At 65.6% G+C, this 17,623-nt stretch carries 15 protein-coding genes; 12 read left to right on the top strand and 3 right to left on the bottom strand.

The genetic code is table 11. The features are described from left to right. Nucleotides 1-52: 52 nt before the first annotated feature. The gene (locus HCA58_RS05045; protein WP_346775867.1) at nt 53-1,756 is read right to left on the bottom strand and encodes a major capsid protein; all 1,704 of its coding nucleotides are present in this window, start codon (nt 1,754-1,756) and stop codon (nt 53-55) included. Between the two features lie 127 nt (nt 1,757-1,883). On the opposite strand from HCA58_RS05045, the gene HCA58_RS05040 reads away from it, so the two are divergent. From HCA58_RS05040 to serS, 9 genes are all read left to right on the top strand, one after another. Continuing rightward, on the top strand, nt 1,884-2,765 hold the full coding sequence (locus HCA58_RS05040) for a sugar nucleotide-binding protein (RefSeq protein ID WP_169596557.1): 882 nt from the start codon (nt 1,884-1,886) through the stop codon (nt 2,763-2,765). A gap of 151 nt (nt 2,766-2,916) precedes the next feature. Next, on the top strand, nt 2,917-3,813 hold the full coding sequence (locus HCA58_RS05035; protein ID WP_169596556.1) for a TauD/TfdA family dioxygenase: 897 nt from the start codon (nt 2,917-2,919) through the stop codon (nt 3,811-3,813). After that, the gene (locus tag HCA58_RS05030; protein ID WP_169596555.1) at nt 3,810-4,667 is read left to right on the top strand and encodes a phytanoyl-CoA dioxygenase family protein; all 858 of its coding nucleotides are present in this window, start codon (nt 3,810-3,812) and stop codon (nt 4,665-4,667) included. The genes HCA58_RS05035 and HCA58_RS05030 overlap by 4 nt, the downstream gene beginning before the upstream one ends. A 73-nt stretch (nt 4,668-4,740) precedes the next feature. Further along, nucleotides 4,741-4,893, top strand: a complete 153-nt coding sequence (locus HCA58_RS05025) for a hypothetical protein (protein WP_169596554.1) — start codon at nt 4,741-4,743, stop codon at nt 4,891-4,893. Nucleotides 4,894-4,992: 99 nt separating this feature from the next. Continuing rightward, the gene (locus HCA58_RS05020) at nt 4,993-6,195 is read left to right on the top strand and encodes an asparagine synthase-related protein (RefSeq protein ID WP_169596553.1); all 1,203 of its coding nucleotides are present in this window, start codon (nt 4,993-4,995) and stop codon (nt 6,193-6,195) included. A gap of 25 nt (nt 6,196-6,220) precedes the next feature. After that, a complete protein-coding gene (locus tag HCA58_RS05015) occupies nt 6,221-7,699 on the top strand; it encodes a radical SAM protein (protein ID WP_169596552.1) in 1,479 nt (492 codons plus the stop codon). A gap of 17 nt (nt 7,700-7,716) precedes the next feature. Further along, nucleotides 7,717-8,997: a radical SAM protein gene (locus HCA58_RS05010; RefSeq protein ID WP_169596551.1), complete on the top strand. Its 1,281-nt coding sequence runs from the start codon at nt 7,717-7,719 to the stop codon at nt 8,995-8,997. Between the two features lie 27 nt (nt 8,998-9,024). Then, nucleotides 9,025-10,197, top strand: a complete 1,173-nt coding sequence (locus tag HCA58_RS05005; protein WP_169596550.1) for an amidohydrolase — start codon at nt 9,025-9,027, stop codon at nt 10,195-10,197. A gap of 145 nt (nt 10,198-10,342) precedes the next feature. Further along, a complete protein-coding gene (serS, locus tag HCA58_RS05000; protein WP_169596549.1) occupies nt 10,343-11,626 on the top strand; it encodes a serine--tRNA ligase in 1,284 nt (427 codons plus the stop codon). Between the two features lie 279 nt (nt 11,627-11,905). Here the strand turns inward: serS and HCA58_RS04995 are convergent, their stop codons facing one another. Both HCA58_RS04995 and HCA58_RS04990 read right to left on the bottom strand, forming a co-directional pair. Continuing rightward, nucleotides 11,906-12,844 carry an aminoglycoside phosphotransferase family protein gene (locus tag HCA58_RS04995; RefSeq protein WP_169596548.1) on the bottom strand — a complete coding sequence of 313 codons (939 nt, stop codon included), beginning with the start codon at nt 12,842-12,844 and terminating at the stop codon, nt 11,906-11,908. A 15-nt stretch (nt 12,845-12,859) separates the two neighbouring features. Continuing rightward, nucleotides 12,860-14,227 (bottom strand): helix-turn-helix transcriptional regulator, encoded by a 1,368-nt coding sequence (locus HCA58_RS04990; RefSeq protein ID WP_169596547.1) that lies wholly within the window; start codon nt 14,225-14,227, stop codon nt 12,860-12,862. Between the two features lie 877 nt (nt 14,228-15,104). Here HCA58_RS04990 and HCA58_RS04985 point away from each other — a divergent pair. The 3 genes from HCA58_RS04985 to HCA58_RS04975 are packed head-to-tail and all read left to right on the top strand — an operon-like array spanning nt 15,105 to nt 17,622. Next, nucleotides 15,105-15,338 carry a hypothetical protein gene (locus HCA58_RS04985; RefSeq protein ID WP_169596546.1) on the top strand — a complete coding sequence of 78 codons (234 nt, stop codon included), beginning with the start codon at nt 15,105-15,107 and terminating at the stop codon, nt 15,336-15,338. After that, entirely contained in the window at nt 15,335-16,084 is a 750-nt protein-coding gene (locus HCA58_RS04980; RefSeq protein ID WP_169596545.1) for a GPP34 family phosphoprotein, read from the top strand. The genes HCA58_RS04985 and HCA58_RS04980 overlap by 4 nt, the downstream gene beginning before the upstream one ends. A 44-nt stretch (nt 16,085-16,128) precedes the next feature. Further along, complete coding sequence (locus HCA58_RS04975) at nt 16,129-17,622, top strand: APC family permease (protein ID WP_169596544.1); 1,494 nt, start codon at nt 16,129-16,131, stop codon at nt 17,620-17,622. The last annotated feature ends 1 nt before the right edge of the window (nt 17,623 follow it).

Genomic DNA, 17,623 nt, shown 5'->3' with positions numbered 1-17,623 from the left:
CTGTGAAGCTGGGGGCCGCACCCGATAGGGCGCGGCCCCGTCAGCGGGTTGCTCAGTCCTCGGACGCCGCGCACGTGAACGCGACGGTCTGCCCGGTGACACCGGCCGGGCACAGCGGCACGGTCAGCTTGTACGACACGTAGCACCGCTTCACCAACAAGGTCGCCTGCTCCGTGAACAGCGCGATGTACTCGTTGTCCTTCAGCTTCATGCTGTCGTAGACCGCCGACAGGTCGATGATCGGCTTCGTGCCCTTCACCCAGGTACCGGGCGCGTAGATCAGGAAGTCGACCGCGGCCGGCCACTGGCCCGGCGCGGTGGCCCCGCCGAATCCGGCACCGCCCGCGTTGACGTACCCGTCCTGCCAGTCGTAGATGAACTGCGGACGCAGGTGCCTCCGCGTGAACCATGCGGTGATCTGCTCGTCCGTCACGTCGAAGAAGTTCACCCCCGCTCGGCGCGCCATGTCGGCCCGGATCCAGTCGAGCAGCCACAGCGGTGCGACGCACTCCAGCAAGGCCCGGCGGCTCATCCGGTACCGGTACCGGTAGTCGGTCGCCGCGAGCGACAGCGCACCGAGCACCGCGGTGGTCGTATCATCGCCGCCGATGTCGCCGCCGAGGGTGAGCGCAAACTGCGTCGACTGCGACGGAGCGGTGGCCATCCGCTGCACCATCCGCGCGTTGATCTTGTGCTCGTGGGCAGTCATGGCCCGTCGCACCACGTCACGAGTCAACTCGGGCCACACCGCGTTCTGCACGATGTCCTGCTCAATCTGCACCCCGTCGATCTCCAAGCGGGTCTCCACGAAGTCGACCGTGGGCACTCGGTAGCTCGGCTTGTCGGTGCCGGCGATCGAGTCGGCCTCCGTCTGCACGAACCCAGTCGCCGAGTACAGCGTGGCGAAGTCCAAGTTGGCCGGCACCTTGATGCCGCCGCCGCGTGGAATCGAGATGCCCGGCAGGTCGAGGATGCCCTCGGTCGTCTCCAGCCCCTCGCACAGCTCCCACAACGTCTCCGACGGCGCACCCCAGCCGCCGGCCGCAACGAGGTTCCCGCCGGTCAGGCGCGACTCGCTGCCGGCCAGGTCGATCAGTCCCAGGTCGACCAGGCCGCTGCCCCCGGCAACGAGGGCCTGGTCGACGGGCAGCTCCACCCGAGCCACGTTTTGCTTGATGCGCGTCTGCACCTGCGACCCCACGCCACGTGGGAACCCCGCGAACTTGTCATCGAACGCCGCCGCGACCTCGCTCACCGACGAGAACACGTGCCCGTGCGGCACGTTCGGCACATCCGCCGCCGCCTTGATGATCGCTGACCGGCCGCCCTGCGTCACCTTCGGCTTCGGCTGCCGGCGGGCCGCCCGCCGCGCCAGCGACGCTACGACCGGCGTCGGCTGCGGTGCCGGTTGCTCCTCGACAGGCGTCTCCTCGACCGGGTTGCCCTCGGGCTCGTCCTCGCCTTCACCCGAATCCCCATCGCCGTCGTCGCCCTCGGGTTCATTTGCGTTGCCGTGCACGGCGGCGTCCAGGTCGTCCAGTTCCGACGCGACGGCCGCCGCGTCCTGCTCGATCTGCTCCTGCTGGGCCCGTACCGACGTAACGAACGTGGCCAGCTCCCGCAGCTGCGCCAGACCGGAGGCGTCCAGGTCTGGGGCGTCGCGGAGGGCGTCGAACGCCGCGACCGCATTAGTCTCCAAGCGGTCCAGCGCATCGAGGTCGAGCCCGTCCAGGCTCGAAGGGATCTCAAACTCCACCGTCGGCTCCTCAGCACGGTAGGGATCTCATCCCGACCGGCCCGCAGCCAGCATCGGCGGTACAGCGCCCAGACTAACGCAGCGCGGAACAGGGCTCGTTTCAACGGCGACAGGGAGGGCTACGATCATGACAAGCCGCATCTTGATCACGGGCACGAGCGGGCACCTTGGCAGGCGAGTAGCGGTACGCGCAGCGGCAGCGGGATGGCAGGTGATCGGCACCTACCACACAACGGCTTCCGGTCCAGCTGATCACCGGCTCGACATTCGGGACTTGTCGGCGGTCCGCGACACGGTGCGGTGCGTCTGTCCTGACGTCGTTGTTCATACCGCGGCCGGGCGGGAGGACTGGCATGCCGTCGCGGACGGAGCGGCGCACGTTGCGAGGGCCGCTGCTGACGTCGGGGCGCGACTCGTGCACGTCTCCAGCGACGCCTTGTTCTCTGGAAAGGACGTGTACTACGACGAAGGCGCAGCCCCCGATCCGGTCTACTACTACGGTTCTGCCAAGGCTGCAGCGGAGACCGCAGTCCGGGCAGTCGCACCGGCTGCGGCCATCGTGCGGACCTCGCTCATCGTGGGGGACGGTCAGAGCGCGCACGAGGCACTTGTCCACAGGCTCGTCTCCGGTGATGCTGATGCCGTCTTGTTCACAGACGAGGTGCGTGCGCCGATCCACGTTGACGACCTGGCGGACGCGCTGCTTGAACTCGCCGCAGAACCGTATTCCGGCATCCTCAACGTGGCTGGTGCGGACGCAGTCAGCCGCTATGAACTCGGCGTGCTCATCGCGCGCCACGCCGGTCTCGACTCCGCCCGCCTGTCTGCTGGAACCGTCAAAGACCTTTGCTCACCGAGGCCCACGGACGTCCGCCTGCGGATCGACCGGGCGAGGTCCGTGCTGCGTACCCGCCTTCGGGGCGTCCGTGAGTTCATGGGTTCCGCCGCCGCGGGTGCTCAGCGAGCTTCTGGGGCGTCGGCTTCGGGAGCCCTGCAACAGTCCACATGAGCCATCCTCTCCGCAACTGAAGAGAAACCCTTGTCGTTCCTCATCGGCAGGATCTCAGAAGCTGATCACTCGATAGACGTCGATTGTGTCGACACCGTCACGCTTGGTACGGTCTCGGACACGTAGCGGTCTGAGCGAGGGGCGGACGAGCGTGACCGTAGTCGGCGGCGTACCTCTTCTCACCACCCGATCAGCTCAGTCAGCCCACCTCGGCCGCGCCCTCGCCTCGATTGAGATCGATGACAAAGCCCTCGCCGAGCCCGCCTACCAGGACGCGATCGTCGCATCCGTTCGAGAAGCGGCAGGCAACGCGTTCGACGACCTAGTCGAAGAGGTAGCCAAGCGGCTTGCCGACCCGCCCTGGTTCACGATCGTCCGTGGCCTTCCCGCAAGTCGAGCGACGCCGCTCCTGGTCGCGGTCAGCGCAACCCTGGGTCTACTCGTCGAGCCCTACCGACAGCCCTGGAGCCGGGTCGTACGCCACATTGTTCCTTCCAGGGACCGCGCGGTCGCCGGGCAGGTCCTCAACGAGTTTCTGCATACCGATGGCACCGACTGGCCCCAGCCCAACGACTACACCTGCCTCTTCTGCGTGCGACCGGATCAAAGCCAGGACGGAGAATCCCGGCTGCTGGACGTCGCGACGTTGCTGGAGGAAGCGACGGCGGGCCCGAACGGACGCGTGGTAAAACGCCTCGCCGCACAAGCTCTGCCCTGGCGGATCGCGGACGAGTTGGGCGGTGGGATCCACTGGGAACCCGCGATCAACTTGGCGACGCTTCATATTCGTTGGCTTCGGTACACGGCGGCGCTCTCGCACGCGGAGGGTCTCGCCCCCTTGCCGGCCAGCTGCCTCGACGACATGGTGGCGTTCGAGCAGCTGGTCGAAAACTGCAAGGGCGTCGTCCGCATCCATCTCCAGGCCGGTGATCTGATGCTGATCGACAACGGCCGGTGCCTGCATGCTCGAACACCGATCCGGAATCCCGCGGCGTCCACCAGGGAACTGCGACGCACGAAGGTCATGAGGAAGGTGGAGACGCAATGACGGGTGCCGTGTCGACGATCCACGCTCCGACCCGCGTCAAAGAGCTGGAGCTTCAGGGTTACACGGTCCTGCCCGGTCTCCTCGATTCCGACCATCTGACCGAGCTGCGCGACGCGGTGGAAGACATCGAGCTGAAGCAGTCCAGCTACACCGACAAGCAGTGGTATGCGCACGGAGTTCAGTGGTCGGAGCTCTCCGCCGTCTGGCAGCTGATTCGCCACCCCGCCGCGACGGCTTTCCTCGCTGACTTGTTCGGCGATGAGCTGATCTGCGTCGGCGTGAGCTACTCCCGTTCCGATCCCGGCTACGCCGGAATGCCCCTGCACACCGACAGCCACCCGTACGGTTCGAACATCCTCGGTGCCGCCGGAACACCGCCCGTACTCGTTCGGCTCCTTTACTACCTGAATGACCTGACACCAGAGCGAGCGCCTCTGCGGGTGGTCCCGTTCTCTCACCTGAGCCTGCACATGGACGCGATGCCCTACGGCCGGATCCGATCAGACGCCGACGAGCAGGTCATCACCTGTGAGGCCGGAGACGCCGTGATCATCAACCAACGGATCTTTCATGGCGTCGGCCCGAACATCTCGGACACCAGTCGAGCGTTGATGGCGGTCTCCTATCGGCCAGCCTGGGCGCGACCGACGAGCCCAGTACCGGAGCCGGAAGCCGATCAGCTGAACCGTCTCCCCACTGAGATGCGGAGCTTTCTGGGCCGGCCCAACCAGGGGCTGGCTGACACGACGATTGTGAACTGGCGGGAAGACCTGCCTGTCGGTGGCTGCGGGCTCGGCCCCCGCCGCTGGTTGCGCAACGTCGGGGCGGCCGACGAGCGGCCGGATCGCGCGTGAGCAGCGCCACCTGACGATGGCACCGTGACGGCGGCCGATAACGGCCGTCTCCCTGCGAATGGAAGGAGAACACGTGTCGGTGATCGTCGAAACTCGTGTACCAACGCAGACCTCGGGAGGCACGCCGACCAGCCTGGTCGCCGCTCTACGTGAGGTGGCCGTCAAGCGAGACGCGGATCTGATCCGCTTCCGCACCTGCTGCGCGGATCCACGCGCGAGCAAGTGACAGCTGATCCCTATCGCAACGAGTAGGCGGTGGGGTGCCGTTGTCACGGCGCCCCACCGACGCTCAGGCCAGTTCTCACTCCCATACGGAAGGGTTGCCATGTTTTCCTTACTTGACCGGCGCGGCGGTCTGCATACGCTCGTGCAGCGACCGGGCGACACTGTGGCAGCCACTCTTCTGCGCAACGCCATCCCGCCGAACTCGGTGCTGACCTTCTGCGACGAGTCGTCCATCGTCGCGGACGATCATGTCTTGGATCCCAACCGCTCCTACCTCGCCAAGCTGATCGAGGGTTACGACATCGCGGGGATCCGGAAGCTGTTCGAAAGCCGCGACAGCAGCAGACCCTACGTCCATAGACGGCTGGCCTTGGCTGCGAACGGAAGCCTCAGCATGGAGCGCACCGCGCTGGATGTCCCCGGCGTCGCCGATCGCGTGGCAACGGTAGTGCGCGAGACGATCGATCAATTTTCCCTCCTGCGTCCAACTTCTTCTGTTGTGCTCGGCCTTTCAGGAGGTGTCGATAGCGGGTCCCTCCTGATGCTGTTGGCCGCATACCGCGACGCCGCGTGCCCCGGGCTGGAAATACATGCGGCAACCTTCCAGGACTTCGACAGCAAATGGTCGGAGACGTTTGACTTCGCAAGGGGCCTTGCCGAACGGCACGAGGTCTCGCATAAAGTCCTTGAGCCCGGCTATGCCGAAGACGTTTTCAACTTGAATCGTCCAATCGCTCAGATCCTCATGCATCTGATGGAAACCGACGACGCCCACGCCGCAATGTATGTCGACCACCACACAACCCGCCGCGTCCTTGAGGTCCATGCCGACGAAGTAAATTCATCCACAGTGGCCCTTGGCTTACACACGACGGATCTGCTCGCGGGCCTCTTAAACTCTTATACTGTCGGGTTCGATATGAGCGGAATTCCGGCTCGCCCGGTTGGGCCATATGACTACGTTTTTCCTCTGGCATTCGTGCCGAAGCGCGAGCTGCACCTGTACTACCTCCATAAGACTGGCCACGCGCCGAAACAGACAGAACCGAACCAGTGGGAGTTCAACCCAAGCGATCGGAACTACCTCTACTACCTGGCCGACCAGCTCCAGTGGCATTGGCCGGGCATTGAGACCTGGATGTTTACCGCACACGCGAGGCGCGTCGCGCAGCAGCCCCCGCGCTTCCTCAAGTGCGAAAACTGCGGTGCCAGCGTTCGCGACCAGCCGGACAGCCAGGATTTATGGCGAGGCACCTGTGACGTGTGCGAGGTGCTGGACAAGCACGGATGGGTTTCGCGTTAGCCCTTCAATCTTCTGGAGCGAGGACATGACAGAGAGCGCCGAACGTGTACCCACCCGCCGCCTACCGATCATCGCAGCCAATGATCCGTCACCGCTCCGACCCGTTGGGAGCATCGCCGGTCGGCAGGTTCTACAAGTCAGCGACCATGAGGCGCTGTTCTCCAACGAGGAATTGCTCCAACCGACCCCGGGGGCTTGGCTTCCTCGAATCGCGGGACGTACCCAGTACCCAATGCCCGATCAGGTTGGCCGATACGGCACCTACTCGGAATTCGTCAAGGCACCCAAGTACATGGCCCAGTGGGTGCATTGGAAGACGCGGACCGACCTCATTCTGGAGGGCCGTTACCATGACGTCCCACCGGCGCACTTCGAGGGCATCTTCACGCTCGTCTGCAACTTCATGTGCCCACACTGCAGCAGGCGGGTCACTCGGACGAAATGGGTCGAAGGCGGCACCTGGGAACACAACACCGAGGTCGAGAAGAAGAACACGATGGACGCGCATGGCCTACGCCGTGTGATCGATCAACTCGGGGAGCACCGCGCCGACGATCAGATGGGCATCGTGTGGGGCGGTGGAGACCCGACCGCGAATCCGTACACGTACGACGGGATGCGCTACGCACGCAGCAAGGGCATCACGTCGAGCTTCCTTACGAACGGAGTCTTTCTCGACTCCGACGAATGCCTGGACACGGACCCCATTCTCGTCCGCGTCAGTCTCAACTGCGGAACGGAAGAGGCATACAGGAAGTTCCACGGATATCCAAAGGGCTGGGACTACTTCGAGCGGGCCAAGCAGAACATGAAAGACCTTGCGCGCCGGAAACTCCAAAGGGGCGCCCGGACGCTCGTTGGCATCTCCCTCATCGTCGACGAACGGAATCTTGACGACGTTGTGGCGGCGGCCGAACTCATCCGCGACGTTGTCGACGCCGCAGGCCCCGGCATCGACTATGTGATCGCGCGCCCCGTAATGAACTACCAGCACTTCGACCAGCAGTGGGCACGCCTCAAGGAGGACACCACACGCCGCGCGCTGGATCTCGTTACTGAGGGTGGCGAGGCATGGAGAATCATCGACGACCTGGGTATTCCGCTCGTCCTGATCAAGGATTCATTCGACCCGCCGCCGGAGCCGGACACTTACTCCGACGGATCCTGTCTCTCCTACGGCCTGTACGGCGAGATCCGGCACAATGGAGACATCCAGCTGTGCTCGGACTCATACGGCAACCCCGAATACACGATCGGCAACATCTTTGAGACCAGCCTCGAAGAGATTTGGCGCTCAGACCGCCGTCGCGCGGTGCTGGACCAGGTAAACGCGCGGGAGTGCTTCAAGACCACCTGCCCGCACAACTCCCGTGGCCATCACCACAACCGGGTATTCCACCAGATCGAGGCATATCGCAAGGCCGGCCAAATGGATGTCGTCCGGCAGTGGGTCGACGACCTTCGGGAGGTCACCTATCCGCTGGGCCATTCCTTTTTCGTCTAACCCTGGCAGGAGCGAAGGTGACCGAGCGCGAACGCTGGCCACTACCTGACAAGGTTGCTGGCTATGGTAGGCGGGACGAGTTCGACCGGGCGCGCAAGGAAGCGGGCCAGTGGGTCTTCTGGCACGACCGGGTGCAGCTGGTGCTCGCCGGACGGTATGACGAAGTGAAGCCCCTTCATGTCGAGCTGTCACCGACGTACCTGTGCAACTTCGCCTGTCGTTGGTGTAGCTGCCGTAGCGCTCGCGAAGAATGGTCTGACGCCGACGTCTTCAGCCACCCGAGAGCCACGCCGCTGACTGTCATACGTGACACCAAACTCGATCGGGTGCTGACGAACCTGGCGGAGCACAAGGTCGGCATCATGTGGGTCGGCGGCGAGCCGACAATGAATCCGCTTCTCTACCCGGCGGCCGTCAAGGCCGACCGGCTCGGCCTGTCCCAGTGTTTGTTCACCAATGGAAGCCTGCTCAATGCTGAGCGGGCAGCGGCCCTTTTCGACGCCAACCTCGTATTCATCCGCGTAAGCCTCAACGCCGTCACGGGCGATGTGCACGCCAAATACCACGATTACGATCCTCGTCGCAATTTCGGCAGCCGGGTTCTCCAGAACTTGGCGGAACTAGCCCGGATGCGAAGCGAACGGCGGTCCGGCACGCTCGTCGGCGTATCGGTCGTAGTGGACGAGGGTAACATCGGCGACTTGGAGCCCACCGCCCGATACTTGGCGCAGCTCTGCGAGTCGCAGGGCAGTGGAGGCATCGACTACGCCATCTTCCGCCCAGCCTTTCCGTTCTATACGGCGCAGATCGACATTCGGAACGACACGCTTGACAAGTTCCTTTCGGTCGTAGGCCCTGGTGCCCCGTTACGTCAGGCACTCGTCGACTCCGGCATCGATGTCGTTGTTCCCGATCAGTCGGCTAATCCGGCACCACCCGCTGAACGAGACGACCGGGGATGCATTGCGGCCGGCCTGTTCGGAGAGGTTACGCCGAACGGCGACATGGTGGCTTGTTCCGACCGCTACGGCAACCCCGACTATTTCATCGGCAATGTAGCTGAGGCGAGCATTGACGACTTGTGGGCTGGGGAGCGCCGGCAGTCAGTTCTTCAGCTGGCTCGGGAAACAGCGTGCTATCAGACTTATTGCCCAAGCAATGGCAGGGGCTTCTTCTTCAACCGGCTATTCAGAGAAATTGAACGACTCCGCGCCGACGGGCGCATGGACGAGGTGCGGATATGGATCGATGACCTCCGCGCCGTCCTGCCAACGCCAACTCACAGCTTCTTTATCTAATGACACACCAATTGTGCGAGGTTAAGTATGGTCGACCCATATACGGATAGCAGCCGTATCGGGGAGCTGGAGTTCGTGCGGCGGGTGCGTCGGGCCATCCACAGGCATCCCGAGGTGGGGCACCACGAGTGGCGAACGGCCAACTACGTCGAGCGGCTGCTTCGCCGCATGGGCCTCGCGCCGTTTCGCCCGGCGGCTACAAGCGTCGCGGCAGTCGTGGGACCGGAGGCCGCCCGGCCCGCGATCGGCTTTCGCGCGGACATGGATGCCATCCGCGTCCAGGAGTCCATCGGGCGTGGGTACGCATCTGTCCGTCCCGGCGTCATGCATGCATGTGGCCACGACGCGCACACCGCCGCCTTGCTGGCGCTCGCGCGCCGACTGAGGATCAAGCCAGCCCCGGTCGCCGTCTTACTAATCTTCCAGCAGGCGGAGGAGACCTACCCTTCGGGCGCGCCGTTGGTCATCGAGGGCCTTCCGAAAGGCTTGGTCCCACCTGAGATCTTCGCCTGCCATGTCTGGCCCGAGCTGGCGGAGGGGGTCGTAGGGGTCCGTGCCGGGACCATGATGGCGTCCGTCGCCGGACTCACGTTCAACGTGTACGGACACGAGGGGCGGGCGAGCGGAACCGCCGCCGACTCAGGCGGCGTGGATGCGGTTTCAGCGGCAGTCAGGCTGTACGGACGCCTCCGGCCCGACACGGGCAGGCAGCTGCATGACGCCTCGCCTACCGCCCTGAGCATCGGCCTTATCCGCGGTGGCGATGGGCCTAACCGAGTCGCCACGAGATGCCAGCTCGAAGGCACTCTCCGCGCTCTCTCCTGGGCCGACCAGGATGCCGCTGTGGCCGCCATAGAGGCGACGGCGCTGGCAGTGGCGGACGAGACCGGAGCGAAGATCGAAGTGGCAGTGACCTCCGGCATCCGGCCACCCGTTCAAAATTCAGCCCGATCGGTAGCTCGGCTCGAGGCCGCCTGCCGAACGCTCAGGGTGGAGTGCAGGGCATACCCCGATCGTCCAGTCGGGGTCAGCGAGGACTTCGGCTGGTACCTCGACCATGCGGACGGCGCGATGTTCCTGCTCGGATGCGGTAGGTCAGATCAACATCCGGATCTCCACACCCCCCAATTCGATCTCGACGAAGCCGTCCTCCTTACCGCCACCGACGTCTTTCAAGAGCTCGCGATGGCGACCGCGTAGCTGGCACCTTCACCGTGGGCGAGAGCCTGGCAGGGGATCGGTCAGGGGATCATCAACGGCCGGGCGTATCCTCTGAACCCGGACACTGGACGTTGCCGGCCGTCCAAGGCACAAGCCTGGAAGCTGGCTGGCACAGGAGGTAGAAGTGATCGACTCGAATCTGCTGCTCGATCAACCCGATGCTGTCGTTGCGGCGCTGGCACGGAAGGGCGTCTCCTCGGAGACCGTCCTCTCCGCGCGGCAAGCCCTGATCCAACGGCGCAGCATCCTCTCCGAGGTTGAAGGGCTCCGGGCCGAAATGAACCGCCGGTCCAAGCAGGTCGGGAAATTGATCTCAAGTGGTGATCCCAGCGCGGAACAGGAGCGGCTGGCGCTCGCGGACCTTAAGTCCCGCATCGCCGAGAAAGAGGCGGAACTGCGGGAAGCCGAGAAGAACTCGCGGTCGCACCTGCTGATGCTGCCCAACCTCCCGTCTCCAGAAGCGCCCGAGGGCCTCGATGAGTCGTGCAATGTGATCCTTCGAGTCGAAGGCCCCCCGGCGGACCGATTCAACCCAGCGGACTACCGGCCGCACTGGGAAATCGCAGCTGCGCTCGGGATCTACGACCCCGAGCGCGCCGCAAAGCTGAGCGGCTCCGGTTTCTCGCTACTCTACGGCGACGGCGCCCGGCTAATCCGCGCGCTCATCCAGTTCGGCCTTGACCTCAACCGTGACACCTATCGGGAGGTCCTTGTCCCGCACATGGTGCGCAGCGAGGTCTTCGAAGGTACGGGTCACCTCCCCAAGTTCGCCGAGGATGCCTACAACACGACCCTCGACGACCTGTGGCTCGTCCCCACTGGTGAGGTCCCGCTGACCGGCATGCACCGCGGAGAGCTGTTCGAGGCGGATGAACTACCGAAGCGCTACATGGCGTACTCGGTCTGTTTCCGCCGAGAGGCCGGATCCGCAGGCAAGGACACCCGGGGCCTCCAGCGGCTCCACGAGTTCCACAAGGTCGAACTCGTCCGCATCTGTACGCCAGAAACCGTCCAGGACGAGTTCGACGGCCTGCTCGCGGATGCTGAGAAGCCACTTCAGCTCCTGGAGTTGCCCTACCGCGTCGTTGACCTCGCGGCCGGAGACCTGACGTTCTCCTCGTCTCGGATCTTTGACCTAGAGGTCTACTCGCCCGGCGTCGATCGCTGGCTTGAGGTCTCGTCGGTGGGGAACTTCACCGACTTCCAGCCCAGGCGGAGCAACATCCGGTATCGAGTAGGGTCCGGTCAGACCAGAGCCCCCTACTACCTCAACGGCTCAGCCCTCGCCACCCCGAGGATGTGGGCGGCCGTCATTGAGCACGGGCAGCGGCAGGACGGGACGGTCGAACTGCCGTCCGCCCTAGTCCCGTACATGGGCGGCAAGAAGGTACTGGAGCCGGAGATGTAGGACGGACAGCCGTCGTGGGCAGACGCGATTCGCCTCGGCGAATTGGGAGCGGACAATGCCCACCTGAGACGGCCGACGTCTTGTCGACGTCGGCCGTCTCAGGCTCGCTTAGGTTGCCGACAGATGGCGTCATCAGGCCACTTACTCGGAGTTGGCTGCGTCCCGACCGATCGGGGACCACTTTCGCCTTCGTTGCTGGTGGTCGCCGCCCTTCTCCTTGAGGATCTTCAGCATCGGCGACGGCACCAACCGCCGTGTGCTTGGTCGTCGCGGAGCCCGCTATCGGTAGCGCTGCCACACCGCTGATCGGTCACCAGTCAGGTAGGTACGTAGCCGATGGCCCAGCGTCTGCGCCACCTCTGGCCTGCCGGGGAGCTTGTCCATCACGCTGGTCACGAGTTGGAGTTCGCGTACCTCCCGTAGGAGCGGCCAGGACGGTGACGTTGCAAGGTCGAAGCCGTAGGATGCGGCGAACCTTTCGTACGGCTCAGTTGGGTCACCAAAGCGGATGGCGCTGTGCACCAATGGCACAAGGTCCCACTCGCGCGGCCCGATGGCCAGTGAGTCGAAGTCACACAACCGGCCCGCGAGAACGTTGCCCGCGTGGGCGTCACCATGCACGACGCCGGTCGACAGTTCCCACGTGGCAGCCGCCACGCGGAGCTCCAGGTCATCGCAGCGCGCCTGGAGTCGTGCCACGAGGTCCTCGAGAGATAGCTCGACTTCTCGGGACGCCCACTGCTGCGTGAACAGGAGTTCGTCGGTGGGTAGACGGGTAAGCCCGGCCAGCCGGCGTCGGGCCGTGGCGACGGGCGACCAGCGAGGCAGGAATGACGGTGTCTCGGTGATAGCGTGCAGCCTCGCCAGCGGCTCAGCCAGTTCGACCGGATCGGGGCGGCGCGTCGGATGAGGTATATAGTGCCAAATCGTGGCGACCCACTCGTCCACCACCACGGGCTGTTCGACGCTGGTGTCCAGCTCGACAGTTGGCACCTCATGCTTCGTGAGTAGCGTCATTGCGCGGACGACCCGTTGTGCCCGCTCTCGTGCCACCTCGCCGTGCGAGAGCCGCAGCACCCTGTCGCCGATCCGGTAGACCGCGTTGATCGTGTATCGCATGAGGTGCGCCTCGCCGGAGACGAGTCCGGCCTGCTGGCGGACGGCGTCGAGTCCCCGCTGGATCTCGTCGGCGGCCTCAGCGGTCAGGGTGGTCGACATACCCGCCAGATTAGGTCACGCGGCTACGCGTGCCCGGATGGCCTTCACCACCTCCGACAGCTGCTTGTCTTGGCGTGGTTCAATGACGTCTGCGACGTCGCTGAGCCGGTCGAGCAGCCGGCGGGATCGCACATGTCGCGCGGCATCCAGGACTGCATGGGCGTGGGGTCCGACTTTGTCTTGTTCGCCGAGGAGCGCGTATCCCAGGGCCATGGTCACGTGGTCGAATGCGCCACTGCGTGACGTCTCGGTTCGCCGTTCCAAAGCCCGGCCGGCGTGGGTCAGCGCGAGGGCGGCGTGTTGCTCGCGGTACTGCGGATAGCGAGCCAGCGCCGAGTGGACGACTCCTGACATTCCTTCCAGGTCGCCTGGTTCGCAGAAGAACCGTGTCCATTGGGGTGCTTCCGCGGTGTCGGCTCTGCCGATTTCGTCACGAGCGCGCGCCAGTGAGTCACGCATCGCAGGCGCGTTTCCCATTCTGGCGTGGGCCCAGGCGATGTTTGCGTGCAGGATCGCTACCGACGTCAGGCAGTTCGAGTTCGTGGCAACGATCTGGCCGAGTTGGAATAGGTGCAGCGCCTCTGCGGGGTTGCCCTGGTGGATGCTGACTCGGCCGAGACGGTAATAGGCGTCCGCCATCAGCGTCGAATCACCCGCCTTTTGGGCGTAGACGAGACCTTGCGCGAGGTGGCGACGCGCCTCCATGTGTTCACCCAGGTCATGGGACATCCACCCGACAAGATTGTGCAAGTCCGCCAGCTCGGCATGTAGCTTCCCAGACAGTTGGGGAGTTTGGCAGCGACTACGGGTGAGACAGCTCGCCCATGCCAGGTAGCCCCGCGCCGAGTCGCGACATGAGCCACCGCCGTATGCGGCATCCAACTCTCGATGTCGTTGAGTGATTTCCCGTACGGTGGCGATGGCCTCCGGGTTCACGACCGCCGGCACTGAGAGGGGCCGCTCACCGGGCCGAGGGAGCCACACCTCGATGTCTGGTGAGCCGCCAACGGCGAAGCCGGCCAGGGCGGCAATGAACTGCTTCCGCTGCTCAGGTTCACCCAAGGGCAGCGGCTCGGGATGATGGTCTTGAGCCGGTTCTGTCCCGTATCCGAGGCCCATCAAGGCGCGCGGTATACCCAGTCCTTCTGCGATTCGCACAAGGACGTCGTAAGCCATGACCTGCCGGCCACGGGTGATTTCGTAGACCTCGGACGCAGCGAACCCGGCAAGCTCGGCGATACGGCGTTGCGTCATGCCGTGACGCCGGTTCAACAGCATGAAGATTTGGCCTACGTCGCGCCGTGCCAAGGCACTTCGCATCGCCGGCTCGTCCCACCACGACTGATCAGGGTGCGTCATCTGCGAAAAGCGGTCCACGTTCACGACAGCCCCATCGACGGAGGGAAGTGAGAGCAGCATAACCGGCAGTCATCGTCCCGCCACCCCAGTCGCCGATGCACCAGTCAAGGCGACTAGTCGCGCTAGTCGTCCGCCGTAGCCCAAGCTAATCCGGGCGGCCTGACCTGCCGCGCGGGTTCCATGCCACCGGCACCGTTTGCCATGGTCAAACCGCTTCCGCATTGGCCCCGACCCCCTCGATAGGCCAGGGACTGGTCGGAGGCCACGAGCGAGCCGGGTGCAGTGCCCGCCGACCCATTCGGCGACGGCGACTGCGTCCCATCGGTCAGGTGCGCGGGCGGTGCCGGGGAGGGCCCGGCCGCGCACCTCAAACCACTCAGGAAGGTGAAGGCAGTGCGCGTCAAGTGGTTCGTCCCCCGTGGTGAGGAGTCGTTCAATGCTTTCGGCCTCGGCTGCGGAAGAGCGGCGCGGTATGGCGGCTGTGGCGAACCGACGCTCAACGGCCGCGGCGACGGCACCGCCGTGGCAACTGATCCGGCCAGGCATTGCCAAGCCCGTCGGACGAGCGCAGGACAGCCGACGCTGAGCAGCGGCCCGGGGCAGCGCTCTGGGCGGGGAAGGACGCGGCCATGATCCGGAGTCCTCAGCCCCTCCCCGAGGTCGCCGCCGGCACGCTGCTGCGGCTCGATGCCAACGATTGGTCCTACGGCCGTGACCTCACCCCCGGTACCGCGGTAGCTGTCACCGTCGCTGGCGTTCGCGATCTCCCGAACCGCAGCGACGAGTGGGTTTGGGTCCTCGGTCACCGGCCTGAGTGCGACTACCCGCATGTGGATCGGCACCCGCCGTGCATGGAGGTACGGGTCTGCGTGGCCGCGCTCCACCGCCGGCTACCCGCTTCATGACCAGCACCGACGACGGCGACCACCCCGTCGACCGCTTCGAGGCGGCGCGCAACACCACGCTCCAGCACCGCGACGGCGGCACCTGCTTCCACTGCCAGACGGGTGGATGCCGGCAACACGCCTGGGCGATCGAGGAACTGGCCCGCCACCCCGGCGGCCGGAAGCTCCTCCGGCAGCTCGGGCTTCCCATCCCCTCTGACGAATCGACCGAGGAAGGTCAGCCGCGGTGAACACCCCACCCTCCGGCGCATCCAACGACCACGCACCACCCCACCTGTACGAGCATCCGACACCAGTGGAGCCGGCCCGGCCGGTACGGGCTGTCGGCAGCGCCGCCGCGCAGACCAGCGTTCGTCTTGCCGACGAGTTTTTTTACCTGGCCCACGACGACCAGACCGGCCGTTCACGTCTCTTCGACTCGGCGACGGCGCATGGCCTGGCCGCTGCGCTGTTGGGCGAGCTGTACCGGGAGGGTCGGGTCACCTTTGAGGGCCGCCATGTGCGGGTTATCAACACGGTCCCGCCGAAGGACTGGCTGCAACATCTCGTCCTCGACCGCTTGGTGGCCGAGCCACGTCACGCGGCAACCCGGACGTGGTTGGCGTTCCTCGCCACCACCGCCTACGACCAAGTAGCCACCCGCATGTGGCAACTCGGACTCCTCCAACAGCAGCAGGTCGGTCGGCTGCGGCGCAAGCGCATCTACGTCCCCACCGACGTGAACACCGCCGCCTGGTCGTGGGCACGGCTGTCCTACCAACTGCGCAACTACCAGCCGCTCAACGCCTTCGACGTAGCCCTCGCGGGCCTGGCGCTGCACACCCAGCTCGACCCGATCCTGCTCGACGGCACACCCCTCGCGGTCCGCGCGTTCCTACGCCACCAGGTCGACCAGGCCCCGCCCCCGCTACGCAATCTCCTCGCCGATCTCGGTGCCGTCGTCGGCAACGCCGTGCTGAGCCACCGCACCTCCTGAGTGCGGCCATCCCTATCCCATCCCTCTTGCCTGAGAGAGAACTGATGTTGCACTCGAAACCCGACACCGTGTCCGCCGTCCTCGCGCGGGGGCGGCTCGGTATCCCGTCGGTGGTGTTCTTCGTCATCGCCGCCGCCGCACCCCTCACCGTGATCGCGGGCGGTGCGACCACCGGGTACGCGGTCACCGGCGTCACCGGCATCCCCGTGGCCTACCTTCTAGTGGCGGCCGTGTTGGCGTTGTTCGCGGTCGGCTATGTGGCCATGTCCCGTCGGATCGTCAACGCGGGCGCCTTCTACACCTACGTCACCCGCGGTCTCGGCCGCCCAGCGGGTGTCGGCGCGGCGATGGTCGCGCTGCTCGCTTACAACGCGATGCAGATCGGGTTGTACGGCGGAGCTGGCGCGGTCACCGCGCAGTTCCTCAACGATCGGTACGGCGTCAACCTGACCTGGTGGAGCTGCGCCCTCGTGGTGTGGGCGGTCGTCGCGGTGCTCGGCGTCGCGCGGATCGACCTCAACGGCCGTGTCCTCGCCGTCGTCCTCGTCGCCGAAATCGTCGTCGCGTTGACCTTCGACGCCATCATGGTCACCCATCCCGCCGACGGGACCGTCAGCTTCGGCACCCTCGCCCCCTACCACGTGGTCGCCGCCGGCATCGGTGCCGCCCTGGTTACCGCGATCACCGGTTTCGTGGGCTTCGAGGGCACGGTGGTGTTTTCGGAGGAGACGAAGGATCCGCGCCGTACGATCGCCCGCGCGACCTACATCGCCGTGGCCGTGACCGGCCTGCTGTACGGGCTGTCCGCGTGGGCGATGTCCGTGGCCACCGGCCCCGACCGCATCGTGGAGGCGGCTCGCACTGACGGCACCGACCTGATCTTCAACCTGGTGTCGCCCTACCTGGCCGAAAGCGTCATCACCGTCGCCCGGGTCCTGTTCATCACGTCGCTGTTCGCCGCCCTGCTGTCCTTCCATCACACCGTGGCCCGGTACCTGTTCGCCCTCGGCCGCGAACGAGTTCTCCCGGGCGTGTTCGGTCGCACCAGCCGCCGCACCGGCGCACCCAAGGTCGGCTCGCTCGTGCAGAGTGGGCTCGCCTTGGCCGTGCTGGTCGGCTACGCCCTCGCGGGGGCGGACCCGATCGTGCACCTGTTCTTCTGGATCACCGTCACCGGCGGCCTCGGCGTGCTGACCCTGATGACCGCCACGTCCGCCGCCGTCATCGGCTTCTTCACCCGCACCACCCACGGCGAAGGACCGTGGCGGTCGGTGATGGCACCGGGAATCGCCACGCTCGCCCTCGGCGGGATCCTCACTGTCACCCTGCGGGAGTTCGACACGCTGCTCGGCGTGGCCCCGGACTCGCCGCTGCGCTGGGCGTTCCCCGCCGCCTACGCCGCCGCCGCACTGCTCGGCATCGCGTGGGCGCTGATCCTGCGCACCACCAATCCCGACGTGTACGCGGCGATCGGCTTGGGCGCGGACAGCGACACCGGACCCCTGCGCGCCCCCGACCTGGCCCGCCAACCCGCCTGAC

Source organism: Micromonospora sp. HNM0581 (genome assembly GCF_012726175.1).
Taxonomy (GTDB): domain Bacteria; phylum Actinomycetota; class Actinomycetes; order Mycobacteriales; family Micromonosporaceae; genus Micromonospora.
Note: the sequence above shows the minus strand (reverse complement) of the source record. Positions and strands in the feature narration are given on the sequence as shown.